We start from the raw sequence: 16,444 nt of genomic DNA, 5'->3' as shown, positions 1-16,444 counted from the left end.
CGAAACAGGCCCCGCTGCAGACGGGCGGATCGGCGCCTGCGAATGATGATCACACGTCGTTCGGCACTGCTCGGGGCCATGTCAGGGCTCGCTGTCGGCGGACTCGGCGCCAGATCCGGCAGCGCAGAGCTTGCTCTCAAAGTATCGCACTATCTTCCGCCCAACCACACCTTCCATCGCGAGCTGGTGAAATGGGCTGAGAGCCTTGCGCAGCAGTCGAGCGGCCAGTTGACGCTGAATATCTTTCCGGCGTCTCCAGTCCCTTGCCGGTGCACTGAGCCTCGCGCGTTGGTACGACTGACTATCAGATGACGAAGCGCCTCGACTTGTTCGGAGGCCTGTCACATACCCGAGTGAGTGGCGGTTTCTCGAACGGGTACACCTACACTTCGAACTACAATCTGACGGTGGGAGCACGGTACCGATTTTGATAGGTGGAGACGAATTTCTCAGCGGAGGAAGGCAGGCTTCGCACGAAGCTATCACGTGTGGTTCTTGCCAGCTCGAATTGCCTGATGAGAGACATCAAACCATCGAGCGTTCAATCGTGAGAAGCAATAGGTGCACTACCGTCGACCGAGAGATCGTGAGGTGTGCTGTTGGTGACGCGCTTGAAGTGGACGGCCATTTGCAAGCAGGACGGCACCAGGGCAATTGGCGAAGACTAAAGAACTGTTTTCCCATGCTTCAGATCAGGATCCAGACGCGCAGACGCATGTGTGCGAAGGAAATCTAGGTCCATCCACTCAAGTAATAGCGGACCTCTTCCGATTGCGCGCGTGCGGCTCCGCCGCATCGGGCTCTCGTGAACCGAGCCGCGTTGCGTCTCGGCCGTGCGGCGTCAATCCCTCGCGCAAAGGGATGCGGAGCTCCTCGCCGGGGGCACTCGGAAAAGGGGCCCCGCCTGCGGCGGTCGCTATCACTGCCCCGTTCCCGGGTGCCGCTATTGAACCGGTCTCGTCGCTGCACTCGGACCCGCGTGCCCCTTCGGGTCGCTATGCTCACGCTCTCCGGGTGCCATTTTCCGTTGAGGCGATGCGCCATTGGCGCACGCTTGGTCGGGCCTGCGGCCCTAAGTAGCTCAACGCGATTCACACGAACTTCCGATGGAAGGCGGGCTGCGCCGCAGATTTCGCATTCTCTCAGGCAGAGGCGAGAGTCAGAGTGTCGGCCGGGGTTTTGCCGTGACGGGTTACAGGCTGCGAGAGAGGCTCGCGGCGCCCGTCGCGGAGATCCGCGATGTCCAGACATTATTCTCGAGCCCGCACCGGTGAGGACCGGGCAAGCCTTTACGACGAAATCACCAACAAGATCATCGCCGAGCTGGAGGCTGGCCGAGTGCCGTGGGTGCAGCCTTGGGGCACGGCGGCGGCGAAGGCGCCTTTGGCCTTGCCGAAGAGCGCCGCGACCGGCCGTCAATACAGCGGCATCAACATTTTAATCCTATGGGGTGCCGCGACCGAACACGGATTTACAGGGCAGAGCTGGCTTACCTTCCGCCAAGCGCTGTCGCTCGGTGGTCACGTCCGCAAGAGCGAACGCGGCACGACCGTGGTCTACGCTGACCGCTTTGTGCCAGTCGACGAAAAACGCCGCGCGAGCGAGAGCGGTGAGGAAGCGCAGGCCATTCCGTTCCTCAAGCGCTTTACCGTCTTCAACTGCGATCAATGCGACGGCCTACCTCCAGAGATCGCAACGACGGCGCCGCCTCCGCCGCCAGGCCTGATCGAGCCGCAGGTCGAAGACCTGATCAAGGCGACCGGGATCGACTTTCGTGTCGGCGGCAACCGCGCCTTCTATGTGCCGACGGAAGATTATGTGCAGGTGCCCCCACCGCAAGCCTATTTCGAACCGATCAATTGGCATCGAACGGCCCTCCATGAACTGGCGCATGCCAGCGGCCATCCGTCACGACTCAGCCGCGACTTGTCGGGCAGCTACGGTACCATGAAGTACGCCTTTGAGGAGTTGATTGCCGAAATCTCGTCTGCGTTCAGTTGCGCTTCTCTCGGCATTGTGCCCACGGTACGGCACGCCGACTATATCGGCTCGTGGCTTGAAGTATTGCGAAGGGATAATCGCGCGATCGTGCGAGCTGCTTCGCAGGCCAGCAAGGTTGCGGATTATCTGCTTGGCTTCCTGCCGGAAGAGGCTGTCGACATGACGATTGAGAGAACGGAGCAGGAGGCCGTGAGTTCTCAACGGTTGCCTCGAACATGAGAGTGAGAGGGGAGCGGCGGTTTTCGCGATGGGTTGGAGACCGAGAGAGAGGCTCCCGGTCGCCCGTCGAGGAGAATCGATATGACGAAGGCTGTCCAAAAGATCACCTTGTCGCCCTCACGCGATATTCCGTTCAACAAGCTGGTGCTGAGCCAGTCCAACGTCCGGCGTGTGAAGGCGGGCGTTTCCATCGAGCAACTCGCCGAAAGCATTGCGCAGCGCACACTGCTGCAGGGTCTGAACGTGCGGGCGGTTGTGGACGCCGAAGGCAATGAGACCGGCATGTTCGAGGTGCCGGCTGGCGGGCGGCGCTATCGCGCGCTGGAGCTTCTCGTCAAGCAGAAGCGCATGGCAAGGACTCAAGCCGTTCCTTGTGTCGTGCGCGAGGGAGGCATCGCTGAAGACGACTCGCTTGCAGAGAATGACGAACGGATAGGGCTGCATCCGCTCGATCAGTTCCGAGCCTTCCAGACCTTGAGTGGGACGGGCCTGTCCGACGAGGATATCGCGGCCCGGCACTTCGTGTCCCCGGCCGTCGTGAAGCAACGACTTCGGCTGGCGTCCGTGTCGCCAAAGCTCCACGACGTCTATGCCGAATACGGCATGAATCTCGAGCAACTCATGGCCTTCTCGGTTACAGCCGATCACGCCAGGCAGGAGCAGGTCTGGGAGAACGTCAGCCGATCCGGCTATGATGAGCCATACCAGATCCGACGAATGCTGACGGAAGACACCGTGCGCGCGTCCGATCGCCGCGTGCAGTTCATTGGGCTGGATAATTACGAGCAGGCTGGTGGCGGCGTTTTGCGAGATCTGTTCGAGCACGATGATGGCGGCTGGCTGCAGGACGTTGCTTTGCTCGACCGTCTCGTGACAGAAAAGCTCAAAACCGAAGCCGAGACGATTGCAGCCGAAGGCTGGAAGTGGATTTCGGTCGCCGTCGAATTTCCCTACGGCCACACGGAGGGCGTGCGCGAAATCGAGGGTAAATCCGTCGATCTCTCCCCGGAGGAGCAGGCCACCGTCGACGGCCTCAACGCGGAGCAAGCCAGGCTTGAATCCGACTATCAGGATGCCGACGAGTTGCCCGACGAGGTCGATCAGCGTCTCGGCGAAATCGAGACTGCACTGATCGCGTTCGAAGACCGGCCGATGATTTACGATCCGACCGAGATCGCCCGCGCTGGCGTCTTCGTCAGCATTGATTCCGAAGGGCGCCTCTCCGTCGATCGGGGTTACGTCCGGCCGGAGGACGGTTTGTCGGCGGGCGATGCTGATGTCGGGCAGGGCGCCGACACACAGTCGACCGAGGGGAAGGCGGCTGGCGCTTCCATCCAGCGCACGGTCATCGCGGTGGCAGGCGGTGCTGCTGATGCCGAAGACGATGATGAGGACGCGACCAAACCTCTGCCGGATCGGCTGATCACCGAGCTGACGGCGCATCGCACGCTGGCGTTGCGGGATGCCCTGGCAGAAAATCCTGGGATCGCGTTCCAGGCGGTGCTGCACAATTTCGTGCTGACGGCCTTTTACCGGTTCGCATCGTCCGGCAGTTGCCTTGAGATCGGGCTTCGCACGCCGACTTTTCCGGCTCAAGCTCCCGGCCTGAGGGAAAAGCGCGTCAGCGAAGGCCGTGGAGGCGCGGCATGAGTCCTGGAAGGCACGTTTGCCGAAGGGGGAGAGAGATCTCTGGGATGCTCTTTCAACCCTCGATGCCGACGCGCAGGCATCCCTGTTTGCTCACTGCGCCTCATTTGCGGTCAACGCCGTCTATGAGCCGGCCAACCGCTACAATCAAGGCCGCGTTTCCGCCCAAGGCGTCCGCACCCGACTCGACCAAGCCAATGTGCTGGCACGCGCGGTCGACCTCGACATGGTTCGAGCGGGGTGGAAGCCCTCCGTCGACAACTATCTCGGCCGGGTCACCAAGCCTCGCATTCTGGAGGCGGTGCGGGAAGCCAAGGGTGAATCCTCCGTGCAACTGATCGACCACTTGAAGAAGGCCGACATGGCCAAGGAGGCCGAGCGTCTCCTCGATGGTTCGGGCTGGCTGCCGGAGCCACTGCGTCTTGTCGATCCCAATGCGGCGTCAGGAGAGCAGGAGAGTGAAGCGGGCCCGCTGCCCGAATTCCTCGCCGAGGACGAGGATCGGGACAACGCGAGCGACGATGATCCGCAACAGCTCGACGCGGCTGAGTGACGTCTAGAACGGGATGGCTCGTGCCGTTCCGCAGCTGCTCGGGGACCGGCGTGCCGCGCCGGTCCCCATTTTCATGGAGGAGGACTGAGAGGGAGAGTCGGGCCGGGAAGGGTTTGAGCCGTCGGGTTTTGAGGAGAGCGCCTGATGGTTCGACCCCTTCCTGCTCTCCGAAAGAACCCTGTCATGACTGAATCTCTCGCCGGCGGCGCGGCCGCCGCGCCGCTCTCGATGCGTGCCGCTGCAACTCTCACCTCCGCCGCCGTCAGGGCCGCGCGACAGCTCGCGATGGATCTCGAGCGCGGCCGTCGCATCGATGCCGCTGTCCTGCGTAGCGCCATGGAAGCTGCCTTCGGCGCTTCCGACGCCTCTGGCGCCTGGAACTGGAAGACCGCCTATGACGCCTGCGAGGCGGCAACGGTTCTGTTCCTTCGCAAGTTCGGCCCGGCCATCCGTGTCAAGGCCGGCTCGAATGCCGCGATGCTGCCGATGCTCGCGAGAATCGCGCGCTGCCTGCCGACCCACACGCGGCGCTCGGAGGACAGCCAGGCCCTTCAACAATTCTCAACACCGATCCCGCTGGGGCTGGCTGCATGCACCGCAGCCGGCATTACGTCTGCCGATCGCGTTCTGGAGCCCTCCGCGGGGACCGGCTTGCTCGCCATCTTTGCTGAGCTCGCTGGCGGCGCCTTGATATTGAACGAGCTCGCCGAGGCCCGAGCGGCGTTGCTCGGTCAACTGTTTGCCAACGTTAAGGTGACGCGGTTCGACGCCGCCCAGATCGATGATCACCTCGATGCGGGTGCCGTACCGAGCGTCGTCTTGATGAACCCGCCGTTCTCGGCATTGGCGAACGTCGATCGGCGGATGGCGGACTCGGCGCTCCGGCACATCGCCTCATCCTTGGCGCGTCTTTGCGACGGTGGGCGTCTGGTCGCCATCACCGGCGCGAGCCTTACGCCCGACAATCCGGCATGGCGAGATGCCTTCGTTCGGCTCCAGGAACGCGGGCGGGTCGTGTTTTCTGCCGCCATCGAGGGCGCGGTCTACGCGAAACACGGAACGCTGACCGACACGAGGCTGCTCGTGATCGACAAGCGGCCTGCCGCAGATCCGAAGATCTTTGAAGCCTCGCTCGGCGTGGCGAGCGATGTTGCTACCTTGCTTGACTGGGTGACCCAGCATGTGCCTCCGAGGCTGCCCGTTGCCACCCTCGTCGTGGTCGACGCCATCAGGCGCCCCGCGACGCTGCGGCCGGTCAGCGCCTTTGCGCCACGCCCACCGTCCCCTTCGGGAGATGGCGCGCCACAGGGCGTCGAACTTACCTATGAGGCGGTCGAGTGGATGCTTCCAGACGGCGCCCGGCTCACCGATGCGCTTTATGAGGAATACGCACTGCAGGCGATCCGTATTCCGGGCGCGCATGCGCATCCGACCAAACTCGTGCAGTCCGCAGCGATGGCCTCGGTCGCGTCGCCGAAAGCCTCTTATCGGCCACATCTGCCAGCCAGTGTCGTGGCGGATGGCATCCTGTCGGACGCCCAGCTCGAAAGCGTCATCTATGCCGGCGAGGCGCATTCCGAGTTTCTTGCGGGCTCCTGGACGGTGGATGCGACCTTTGATGTTGTGGCTGCCGCAGGCGACGATGCAGAAAATGCCGTGCGTTTTCGCCGCGGCTGGTTTTTGGGCGACGGCACCGGTGCGGGCAAGGGGCGGCAGGTCGCTGGCATCCTTGTCGACAATTGGCTCAAGGGCCGCCGCCGCGCGGTCTGGATCAGCAAATCCGACAAGCTGATTGAAGATGCGCAGCGCGACTGGTCCGCGCTCGGCATGGAGCGGCTGCTGGTTACGCCGCTCTCCCGGTTTCGTCAGGGCGCAGCGATCCGGCTTGCGGAAGGCGTCCTTTTCACCACCTACGCTACGCTGCGCACCGACGAGCGTGGCGAGAAGCTTTCGCGCGTGCGGCAGATCGTCGAATGGTTGGGCTCCGACTTCGCCGGAGTGATCGTCTTCGACGAGAGCCACGCGATGCAGAACGCGGCAGGCCAGAAGGGTGAGCGCGGCGACCAGGCGGCCTCCCACCAGGGGCGTGCGGGGCTCAGGCTCCAGCATGCGTTGCCGAATGCCCGCGTCGTCTATGTCTCCGCGACCGGTGCCACAACGGTCCACAATCTCGCCTACGCCCAGCGGTTGGGCCTCTGGGGAGGCACCGATTTCCCGTTCGCTACCCGCGCCGAGTTCGTCCTGGCGATCGAGGAGGGCGGCGTCGCCGCCATGGAGGTGCTCGCGCGCGACCTCAAAGCGCTCGGTCTCTACGCGGCGAGATCTCTATCCTACGAGGGCGTCGCGTACGAACTCATTGAGCACCAGCTCACGCCCGAGCAGGTTCGGATCTACGACGCCTACGCCGGCGCGTTTAGCGTCATCCATAACAACCTCGATGCGGCAATGCGGGCCGCCAACATCACCGGCGAGACCGGCACGCTGAACGGCCAGGCCAAATCGGCCGCGCGATCTGCTTTCGAGAGTGCCAAGCAGCGCTTCTTTGGCCATCTCCTGACCTCGATGAAGACGCCTTCGCTGATCCGATCGATCGAGCGCGACCTTGAGGCCGGCCACGCCGCTGTCATCCAGATCGTCTCGACCGGCGAAGCGCTGATGGAGCGCCGGCTCGCCGGGATCCCGACCGAGGAGTGGGGCGACGTCCGGGTCGACATCACGCCGCGCGAATATGTCCTCGACTATCTCGCCCATTCCTTTCCGGTCCAGCTCTACGAGCCCTTCACCGACTCGGAGGGCAATCTCTGCTCCCGGCCTGTGTATCGCGACGGCCAACCAGTCGAGAGCCGGGACGCCGTCGCTCGCCGCGACCGCCTCATTGAGAAGCTTGCCTCGCTGCCGCCGGTACCGTGAGCGTTGGACCAGGTCGTCCAGCGCTTCGGCACCGACATGGTCGCCGAGGTAACCGGCCGCTCACGTCGCATCGTTCGCAGGGGCGACCGGCTGGTGGTCGAAAACCGGGCAGCTTCGGCCAATCTCGCTGAGACGTCCGCCTTCATGGACGACGTCAAGCGGATCCTCGTGTTCTCCGACGCGGGCGGCACGGGGAGAAGCTACCACGCTGAGCTGTCGGCGCGGAATCGCCGCCTGCGGGTCCATTATTTGCTCGAGCCCGGCTGGAAGGCGGACGCCGCGATCCAAGGGCTCGGCCGGACCAACCGGACCAACCAGGCGCAGCCGCCGCTGTTTCGTCCCATCGCGACCGACGTAAAGGCGGAAAAGCGTTTCTTGAGCACCATTGCGCGCCGGCTCGACACGTTGGGAGCGATTACGCGCGGTCAGCGCCAGACCGGAGGGCAGGGCCTGTTCCGGCCCGAGGACAATCTCGAAAGCCAGTACGGCCGCGACGCGTTGCGTCAGCTCTACACGCTGCTGGCACGCGGCAAGGTCGAGGGCTGCTCGCTCGAGCGGTTCGAGGATGTGACCGGCCTGAAGCTGACGGATACCAACGGCCTCAGGGATGACCTGCCGCCGATCACGACATTCCTGAACAGGCTGCTGGCGCTCACGATCGAGCTTCAGAATATCCTGTTCACCGTGTTCGAGCAGCTATTGACCGCCCGAATCGAGGGCGCGGTCTCATCGGGCAGCTATGACGTCGGGCTGGAAACGCTCCGGGCCGAAAGCTTTGTCGTCGCCGACCGGCGGACGATTTATGTCCATCCGGGCACCGGCGCCGAGACCCGGCTTCTCACGATCACCCAGCGCCTGCGCAATCATCCTGTGAGCCTGGATGACGCTCTTGCGCGTGTCTCTGATCGCCATTCCGTGCTGCTGGTCAATGACCGCTCGGGACGAGCCGCCGTGCAGGTCGCGGCGGCGAGCACCATGCTCGACGACGGCGAGATCGAGCGGCGCGTCCGCCTGATCCGGCCGATGGAGCAGCACAACGTTCCCTTGAACATGATGGCGGAGAGCCATTGGGTGGAGGCAGATCGTGAACGCTTCGCCACTGCCTGGCTGGCAGAGCTTGCCGACGTGGCCGAGTACACGGACAGCACGATCCATGTCGTTGCGGGCTTGCTGCTCCCGATCTGGAAGCGGCTGCCGAACGAATCGACCCGCGTCTATCGGCTCCAGACCGATGCGGGCGAACGCATCATCGGCCGTAAGGTCTCGGCTACCTGGGTCGCTAACGTCCTTGCGGCGGACGCGCCGGCATTGACGCCGGACGCTGCCTTTGCCGCGCTCATGGAGGGGCGGACCGTCTTCGAGCTTGCAGAGGGGCTTCAGCTTCGCCGAGCCCGGGTGATGGGCGCGCACCGCATCGAGCTGTCGGGCTTCAACGACACGATGCGCGATCGACTACGGGCTTACGGCCTCTTTGGGGAGATCATCTCCTGGAAGCTGCGAATGTTCGTACCGACGGACGCAAGCGGCGTCGCGATCTTGTCGAAGGTGCTCGACACCTATCCGGTTGCGCGCATCGGTGAGCGGGAGGCCGCGTGATGTCCCGCGATGCTTCCGAACTCGCAGGCCGCCTCGCGCGCGAGGCGGAGGCGGTGTGCCGACACTATCTCTCCAATGGCAAGCGGGCCGGGCGATACTGGGTGGTCGGCGACGTGCACAACACCCCGGGCCGCTCGCTATTTGTGCGGCTCCAGGAATCGCCGAAGGGGCCCGCGGGCAAGTGGAACGATGCCGCAACCGGCGAACATGGTGATCTCCTCGACATCATCCGCGAAAGTCTGGGTTTGCGAGACTTTCGTGAGGTCACCGAGGAGGCGAGGCGCTTTCTTAAGCTTTCCCGTTCTGAGCAGCAACCCGCACCGAGACCTGCTCCCTCAGTCGTACCGCCCGGATCGCAGCAAGCCGCTCGTCGACTCTTTGCGATATCCGGTCCGATCGAGGGGACGGCGGTCGAAACGTACTTGCAGCGCCGCGGTATAACCCGCATCCACCATGCTGGCAGCCTGCGTTTCCATCCACGCTGCTACTATCGGCCAGACGACGATTTGCGGACCGAAACCTGGCCGGCGATGATTGCCTGCGTCACGGATCTCGATGGTCGGATCACCGGCGTGCACCGAACCTGGCTCGATCCGGACGGCTTTGATCGCGTGCGGCTTGGCAAGGCTCCGATAGACACCCCACGGCGGGCGATGGGAGACCTGCTCGGCAACGCCGTTCGGTTCGGCGTGGCGGACGACGTGCTCGCTGCCGGCGAGGGTATCGAGACCATGTTGTCGCTACGCTGCGTGCTGCCGACGATGCCAATGGCGGCCGCGCTTTCGGCTAATCACCTCGCAGCCATGTCGCTGCCGTCTAGCATGCGCCGGCTCTACATCGCCCGCGACGCCGATGCCGCCGGAGATGCCGTGCAGGCGATTCTTACCCAGCGCGCGACAGACGCCGGCATTGAAGCGATCCCGCTGTCCCCGCGGCTAGGCGATTTCAACGAAGATCTGCATGTCTTCGGTCTCGATGCCCTCCGAGCAGCGCTGCGGTTTCAGCTTGTGCCAGAGGACGTCGTTCGCTTCCTGCATTCGTCGACGGTGGCGGCGGAATAGAGCCCGGTCTTCGCTCGACGGTGATAAGCCGGTCACGAGCGAGGCCAATACCGGAAGAGGCCGCGACCTCGGCCTTCTAGAGGGCGATCGGACGGCAAGCGGCCCGGGCCGGCAATGGCTGCGTCCGGCTATTTTCCGCCGCGCGCCCGCGATGCGAAGACACATCATGCGGTTGGCCGCGCGCTTTGCATCGCGAAGCAAAATAGCCGGCCTCCGCCATCCTCCGCTGTCGCTTCGGCCCTCTCGGGTTCTGGCCCGTTCCGCCTGCCGTCAGAGGATCGCCACGAAGGCCGCGATGGTCGCGGCCGATCCGGCAAAGGACCTCTTCTCATGACCGACCATGACGATATCGAATCGCCGCACGCCTCTTCTTCAACTGACCACGTCCTCACCGAATTACAGCTCTTCGGCTATCGTCCCTTCGACGACCAGCCCGATCCAAGGCCGCTTCCGGAAGGCAAGATGATCGCCGGCGCCGTAGTCGATATCTTCGACGCCCTGGTTGCGACCCTCGACGACACGCGGCTTGAGCCGGACCTTGATGATCTGCTCTGGTCGACCGTCAACCTGTTCCATCGGGCCCTCGACCGCATCGAACGCCACCTCGATGACAACGAACAAGCGCAGAATAAGAGCCAGCGCGAGCAGAACGGCTCGGAAGTGCGATCGGTCGAACTCGAGCGCCTGACGGCCCAAGGCATCTCACTTATCGAGCGTCGCAATTGCCTGGAACTGTTCCGGGATCAGGCCATCGAGCGATTTGAGGTCCACACCGGCTCGGCCTGGCGTCCTCGGTCGGGATCATTGGTCAATCACCGCACGCTCACCGCGGCAATGATCGACTCCCGCGACTTCATAGCGGCCAAGCGTCGTTCCGAGACTGAGGTCTTGTTGCCGCCAGGACCGAAAATCGCACTCACTGGCGGGCTCGATTTCAACGACCATCACCTGATCTGGGATCGGCTCGACAAGGTTCATGCCAAGCATCCCGACATGGTCCTCCTCCATGGCGGGTCCCCGAAAGGCGCTGAACTGATCGCTGCGAAATGGGCGACCAATCGCAAGGTGCCTCAGATCGCCTTCAAGCCCGACTGGACGAAACATGCCAAGGCAGCCCCCTTCAAGCGCAACGACGCCATGCTCGAACTCCTGCCAATCGGCGTCATGCATTTCCCGGGCACGGGAATTCAGGACAACTTCGCCGACAAAGCGAAGCGGCTCGGCATTCCCGTTTGGAGGTTCGGCGGCGCGTGAGCGCCGTCGTCTCGCCCCCGCGGCGTCAAAGCGGAGTTGCAGCTGCCGCAACTCCGCCTCGTTTCCGATTTCTAGATTCGAACTTGCGCCGTGGTGGTGGTGGAAGGCGCGATTGATAAATCTATGCACATGGAGCCACCACCATGCTCGCGTTCGGGCTTGTTCTCAACATACTTGGTATCGGTCTGTTCTGCTGGGTGATCTTTGCGCTCGCAGTGTATGCCCTGCCGTTTTTCGTCGCACTCAGTGCCGGGATTTTGGCATATCGCCATGGCGCGGGCGTCTTGGGCGCACTGCTTATCGGAATTGCTTCTGGCACGCTGACGCTTGCCGCGGGTCAGCTTGCCGTCGCCGTTAGTCGGTCCTTGATCTTGCGCGTTGTGATCGGAGCCGCATTCGCCGTCCCTGCGGCAATCGCTGGCTATCATATGGTGTTTGCCCTGTCGCAGATCGGGGTGCCTTCGCTGGCTTGGCGCGAGGTCTTCGCGAGCCTAGGTGCGGTTTGCATTGGCGGCACGGCATGGACGCGTGTGACCGTGTTTGCGGAGACCCGCCCGTCGGAGTCGGCCGCGGTGGTGGAGAATGCGCCTGAACCGGTTCTCACAGCCGCCGCGCACGAGCGGTGACGCTTCGTCGTCATCATCCGTCGAGCAAGACGGCACGGGCGTCACGTTGAACGAGGGATCATCGAGCTTGAGCGAGAGGTAACTGCGTTCCCTCCTCGGGGCGCTTAAGCAAGCCGTACCGGTCTCTGTCTGGCCCACATAGCTGCGCTCGAGCGGCGCGCTGCGTCCGATCATTCTTTCCGGGACGATACTGCCCTTTGCGGCAAATTGTTTCTCCTTCTGCGCCGAACGTACCAACCCCTTGTCCAGCAGAACCGAGATTCGCCAAGTCTTCTCCTCAAGATTGCGGTTCAGCACGCGGACCACGTGACCTCTTTGATGGCTTGATCTGGCCGAAGACCGGCTGCGCCTCGATCGTCTGAGCCGCAACGCCGTTGCTGCGACTTTCTTCCCCTGGGCTTCGCCCATTCCTCGCGAGACAAGAAAGTCGCCGCAACAACGTCCTCCGCTGCGCTTCGGCCCGCGAGCGGGTGCGTCGCCGATCGTCCTCGGCCTGCAGATCGCCATCGAGGCCGCGGTGGTCGCGGGCTCGAAGCACAACAGGAGAAGTGACATGGCTAACATCGGTTCTTTCAAGAAGGTCGGCAACGACTTCCAGGGCGAGATCGTCACCCTGAGCCTGCAGGCCAAGGGCGTCCGTATCGTCGCCGAGACCAATCGATCCAACGATAACGCTCCCAGCCACCGCATCTACGTGGGCCGGGCTGAGATCGGGGCAGCTTGGTCGAAGCGTTCCGAGGAGGGCCGCGACTACCTCTCGCTCAAGCTCGACGACCCCTCGTTCAACGCGCCGATCTACGCGAACCTGTTCGATGACGAAGGCGGTGAAGGCTACACCTTGCTCTGGTCGCGGCCGCGCAAAAACGGCGAGTAAGAGCGCCCCACCAAGCCCCGTCCGGTCCGCCGGGCGGGGCTTCCTCCTCCGGAGCAAGCGCTCCAGTCTCGGCCCGAGGCTGGAGCAAACGCGCCATCGTCCACGTTTCGGCTCACCCGGTGCCCTTCGAGCAGGAGCAGGAGTGTTTGCCCCGGCATTTCTTGTGACGGGGCGGCGCACTGGAGCGGCCATAGCTGCCGCTGAATCAGGATCGGCCGGCCGGCGGCTCAAAGTCCTGCGGCCACGAAGAACTGGTCGTACATGGCGACGACCGCCGCGCCGCCCCGTCCCTCAACTCGACCGTCCGCCACGCCAGTGATCTGCGGCATGACTGAATGCGCCTTGTGAGAATACTGAGGGACGGCCTCGCGACCAGGCCTGACATGAGGCGGTGGTGGAGGATGATTCAGTTTCCGCGAAGTCGCGCGCGCCTCCTTAAGGAGCGCACCGCCTCTACGCGCGGCTGCCCGAATTCGCGGGCGTGCTGAGGGTTGATTTCTGAACATTGGGCGTTCTCGCCGCGCAATTACATCACCCAACAAGGGCGCTCGAAATCGCCTATACCAGCAGAGCGATTAACGCTTTGTTTACCAGATCTTGGCGGTCTCGATTCGGTGCGCGAAGGCCCCTTCGCACACCGATTTGGTGCGTGCCGAGTCGGCACGGAGTCAATCGGACTGGCCGCAAATTTAGCCGGATTGGGAGGCCGCGACTCATCCTATAGGTCGGGCGTTGCGCAAACGCGCGCGCATTATGGAGCCGACGATGGCGGACCCGTTCAGAGCGTTTCCCGAACCGCAGGCGGTCGCGCTGAGGCGTATTTGTCTCGCCCGAGCGGCTGTTTGCCTGTCGGCGCTGACCTCGACGGCGGTGCTGTTGTCGAAGGTAATGCCCACCGTGATCGGCGGGTTCAACTGAGGCGAAGGGCCCAATCCATACGCAGGATTGGGCGTCCAGCACCGACCATCCCCAAATGAAAAGCCGGACCGCATAGCGCAAAACCGCGCCCGCAGTCCGGCTCAATCAGTGGCGTTGAACGCCTCCACCAGAGCGACTGGATGCGATTTCGCGTGAGCTTGAAAATCGCAGTGGACCCCCTGGTTGGAGGCGAGGCAGGTCAGGAAAAAGCCCTACTTCTTTTTCTTCGTGGCTTTTTTCGCGGTGGTCTTCTTCGCCTTCTTCGCTTTCTTGGCCATGAGCCCTCCGTCAATCCAGTGAAGCAAATCAATCAATGTGCAAACCTTGGAATCGGCATGCACGGCCGACACTGTAACATCGAATTCATCGGATTGACATTGAGACGTGAGGTTCACGCTGGTTCAGGTTTTCGAGTCGCTTCTCCCGTTGTCTGGAAGCCGAGCTTGTGCATGGCGAGCGCATGATCCTCACGATTAGCCATCTGATGTCCGCATGACTTTCGTTGGAGTTCGTGACCGGGCAAGCACGCGAAGAACCGTCGTCTGTTGCGCCGGTGAGATCGGCTCGGGCCGGATCCGCCGAGGCGAGGATAGCCGCAAGGGTTTGTGACCCTGTCGCTTCTCGGTCGCCCGGCCAGCCATACGCCAATCGTCTTTGCCCCGATCCGGAAGGCCGGTGGACTGGCGTCAGGCTGCCCCGTGAAAGCGGTTCGTCGTCGGGCCGCGCTCTTGCCTCATTTGGCCGGAACGATCCGGGAAAGGCACTTTGCTGGGGCGCAATTTGAATACTTCAGTGAATTCGACGCCTGGTCGCGCGGACGATCGGGCCGATTCCTGCGGTCGCGCCGATTATGGTGGCTGCGATTGGGCGTGGGAGTTCTTGCGACGGAATGCGGACTACATCGCTGACTGGCGAAGCTCCGTACCTCAGCAAGTACCCTGCATCACGTTGCGCGACGGGACCAAGCTATTGCGGCTCAGACGACGGTTCCTGCGCGCCGAGAAGTGGGGACTACAGGCGTTTGCCGATCCAAAACTCTGCGCTCACGAGGCAAATGTTTTCTGGCATGCCAAGGCCTTGAAGCAGGTGGTACGATTGAATGCGAAGAGGCCGACCGAAGGCGACGAGGCGAGAGTGCGTCGGCTCGCTGACTTCAAGGCCCATCGGCAGGCGGTCATCAATGCCGACGGCGTTCCGCTGGTCATGATGAAGCGCAGTGGCATTTGCGTTCCTCTCGAAATCAGTGGTCTTTCTAACCTGACAGCGCCGTTTGTCCCGGTCATTGAACTGCATGACCTCGGCGATCTCTCAGCTCAGACCGAGCTCCTGAAGCGTCTGCAACGCTTCACCGAGGCCGATTTTAGAGCGATTCAAAAGCCTTTTGCGAGCGACGAACGACTTCATCACGCCCTCATCGCGCTCGATGAGAGCCTGAACGGCAAGACGTACCGACAGATTGCAATTGCGATCTTCGGAGAGAAAAAAGTTACTGAGGAATGGCACGGACATAGTCAATTCTTGCGCGATCGCACCCGACGCCTCGTTGCCAAGGGCACCGAATTGATGAAGGGCAGCTATCGCGATCTTCTTGGCTGATCGAATTTTCCGTTCTCTTTTTGACGATTTTTGCTCCCGCTGTATGGCGAAACAGAAGCTTCCATCTTCGCCACTCCACAAAACGCCTCCGATCTGACGACGCTTCTTCTCGCATTCTCTGGTTGTGCTGAGTGCGGGAAGGAAAAGTTGGATGACGACGAAAACTGACGAGAAGGAACCGGACAAGCCGTTCCTCAACACGGTGGAGGCGGCCACCTGGCTGCGGCTCACCAAGAATACGCTGGAGAAGATGCGGGTGCAGGGGCGGGGACCCGCCTACCGCAAGCACGGACGCTACGTCCGCTATCACATCGAAGACCTCGTGGAATGGTCTCATGCGAGCAAGAGGAGGTCGACCTCCGATGCCGATTGATCGCAAAAGACTGTGGCGACAGGCCACGACTCTGTCGGCCATGTGCGCCGGCGTCATCACCCTTCTGATGTCGTCAGCGCCCGCGGTGCCGCTGCTGATCTACAATGCCACCGGCAGCGCGCCGCTCGGATTCTACTATCTGGAGCAGCGACTGCCGGCGCGCGGTGAGCTCGCGGTCTTCAAGCCGCCCCCTGGGATCGAACTCCTCATCATCGCGCACGAGATCTTGCCCGTCCCTGTGCCTCTTTTGAAGCGGGTGGAGGCAATCGGCGGAGACGAGATCTGCCGGGCCAAGGCGCCGATCGGCACGATCTCCATCAATGGCAAGGTCACCGCCGAGGTGCTCGAGAAGGACCGGGAAGGGCGACCTCTGCCGGCCTGGGAGGGCTGCATGAGGCTGGTGGAGGGAGAATATTTCCTGCTGCAGCCGCACCCGCATTCGTTCGACTCGCGATATTTCGGTCCGGTGCTCCGGTGCGATATCCTGGGTGTTGCGCGGCCGATCTGGACGTGGAATCCGGATCTTTGACATCAAGAACCACAGGCTCGTGCGCGTCCGAAAGGGGCGCGCACGAGCTTTACGCGCGCCCGCCAGATCTGTCAGCGGAGAGTAGCGCCGCGCACGAAGCAAGCTCATCCATCGAGATCAACGGCCGGAAGGAAAGTAAGCGTCCGCCGGCTGCACACCGGTCAGCTCGTGATATCAGCCGTCAGTTTCCAGGTTCGCTGGCGCACGTGACGGACATACATGCGGTTTGCATTCGAAACGCTGCAACCCGATCGTGACGCTAAGACTTTCGGGTTTGCTACTATAGG

General features: G+C 62.8%; 9 protein-coding genes and 2 pseudogenes. All 11 read left to right on the top strand.

All coding sequences use genetic code 11. From position 1 onward, the window contains the following. The first annotated feature begins 1,239 nt into the window (after positions 1-1,239). Positions 1,240-2,220: a zincin-like metallopeptidase domain-containing protein gene (locus IVB29_RS26885; RefSeq protein ID WP_247506425.1), complete on the top strand. Its 981-nt coding sequence runs from the start codon at positions 1,240-1,242 to the stop codon at positions 2,218-2,220. 81 nt (positions 2,221-2,301) lie between these two features. Then, positions 2,302-4,420, top strand: a pseudogene (locus IVB29_RS26880) (ParB/RepB/Spo0J family partition protein). Positions 4,421-4,603: 183 nt separating this feature from the next. After that, positions 4,604-8,926, top strand: a pseudogene (locus tag IVB29_RS26875) (strawberry notch-like NTP hydrolase domain-containing protein). After that, complete coding sequence (locus tag IVB29_RS26870) at positions 8,926-9,987, top strand: toprim domain-containing protein (RefSeq protein WP_247506424.1); 1,062 nt, start codon at positions 8,926-8,928, stop codon at positions 9,985-9,987. The pseudogene IVB29_RS26875 and the gene IVB29_RS26870 overlap by 1 nt, the downstream one beginning before the upstream one ends. A gap of 330 nt (positions 9,988-10,317) precedes the next feature. Next, positions 10,318-11,241: a DUF2493 domain-containing protein gene (locus IVB29_RS26865; protein ID WP_247506423.1), complete on the top strand. Its 924-nt coding sequence runs from the start codon at positions 10,318-10,320 to the stop codon at positions 11,239-11,241. A 143-nt stretch (positions 11,242-11,384) separates the two neighbouring features. Further along, positions 11,385-11,867, top strand: a complete 483-nt coding sequence (locus tag IVB29_RS26860; protein ID WP_247506422.1) for a hypothetical protein — start codon at positions 11,385-11,387, stop codon at positions 11,865-11,867. Between the two features lie 553 nt (positions 11,868-12,420). After that, the gene (locus IVB29_RS26855) at positions 12,421-12,741 is read left to right on the top strand and encodes a DUF736 domain-containing protein (RefSeq protein WP_018454792.1); all 321 of its coding nucleotides are present in this window, start codon (positions 12,421-12,423) and stop codon (positions 12,739-12,741) included. 765 nt (positions 12,742-13,506) lie between these two features. Beyond that, a complete protein-coding gene (locus IVB29_RS26850; RefSeq protein WP_247506421.1) occupies positions 13,507-13,659 on the top strand; it encodes a hypothetical protein in 153 nt (50 codons plus the stop codon). A gap of 765 nt (positions 13,660-14,424) precedes the next feature. Continuing rightward, positions 14,425-15,255 (top strand): DUF2285 domain-containing protein, encoded by an 831-nt coding sequence (locus tag IVB29_RS26845; protein WP_247506420.1) that lies wholly within the window; start codon positions 14,425-14,427, stop codon positions 15,253-15,255. Between the two features lie 151 nt (positions 15,256-15,406). Beyond that, positions 15,407-15,628 carry a helix-turn-helix domain-containing protein gene (locus IVB29_RS26840; protein ID WP_247506419.1) on the top strand — a complete coding sequence of 74 codons (222 nt, stop codon included), beginning with the start codon at positions 15,407-15,409 and terminating at the stop codon, positions 15,626-15,628. After that, positions 15,618-16,157, top strand: a complete 540-nt coding sequence (locus tag IVB29_RS26835) for a S26 family signal peptidase (protein ID WP_247506418.1) — start codon at positions 15,618-15,620, stop codon at positions 16,155-16,157. The genes IVB29_RS26840 and IVB29_RS26835 overlap by 11 nt, the downstream gene beginning before the upstream one ends. Positions 16,158-16,444: the final 287 nt, after the last annotated feature.

It is taken from the genome of Bradyrhizobium sp. 1, from assembly GCF_023073315.1.
In the GTDB taxonomy this organism is placed as follows: domain Bacteria; phylum Pseudomonadota; class Alphaproteobacteria; order Rhizobiales; family Xanthobacteraceae; genus Bradyrhizobium.
Note: the sequence above shows the minus strand (reverse complement) of the source record. Positions and strands in the feature narration are given on the sequence as shown.

Bases quoted from the DNA above. Each gene is read 5' to 3' on its own strand.
- IVB29_RS26870 (WP_247506424.1), top strand. From the start codon at position 8,926: ATGTCCCGCGATGCTTCCGAACTCGCAGGCCGCCTCGCGCGCGAGGCG.
- IVB29_RS26840 (WP_247506419.1), top strand. From the start codon at position 15,407: ATGACGACGAAAACTGACGAGAAGGAACCGGACAAGCCGTTCCTCAAC.
- IVB29_RS26865 (WP_247506423.1), top strand. From the start codon at position 10,318: ATGACCGACCATGACGATATCGAATCGCCGCACGCCTCTTCTTCAACT.
- IVB29_RS26855 (WP_018454792.1), top strand. From the start codon at position 12,421: ATGGCTAACATCGGTTCTTTCAAGAAGGTCGGCAACGACTTCCAGGGC.
- IVB29_RS26860 (WP_247506422.1), top strand. From the start codon at position 11,385: ATGCTCGCGTTCGGGCTTGTTCTCAACATACTTGGTATCGGTCTGTTC.
- IVB29_RS26850 (WP_247506421.1), top strand. From the start codon at position 13,507: ATGGCGGACCCGTTCAGAGCGTTTCCCGAACCGCAGGCGGTCGCGCTG.
- IVB29_RS26885 (WP_247506425.1), top strand. From the start codon at position 1,240: ATGTCCAGACATTATTCTCGAGCCCGCACCGGTGAGGACCGGGCAAGC.
- IVB29_RS26835 (WP_247506418.1), top strand. From the start codon at position 15,618: ATGCCGATTGATCGCAAAAGACTGTGGCGACAGGCCACGACTCTGTCG.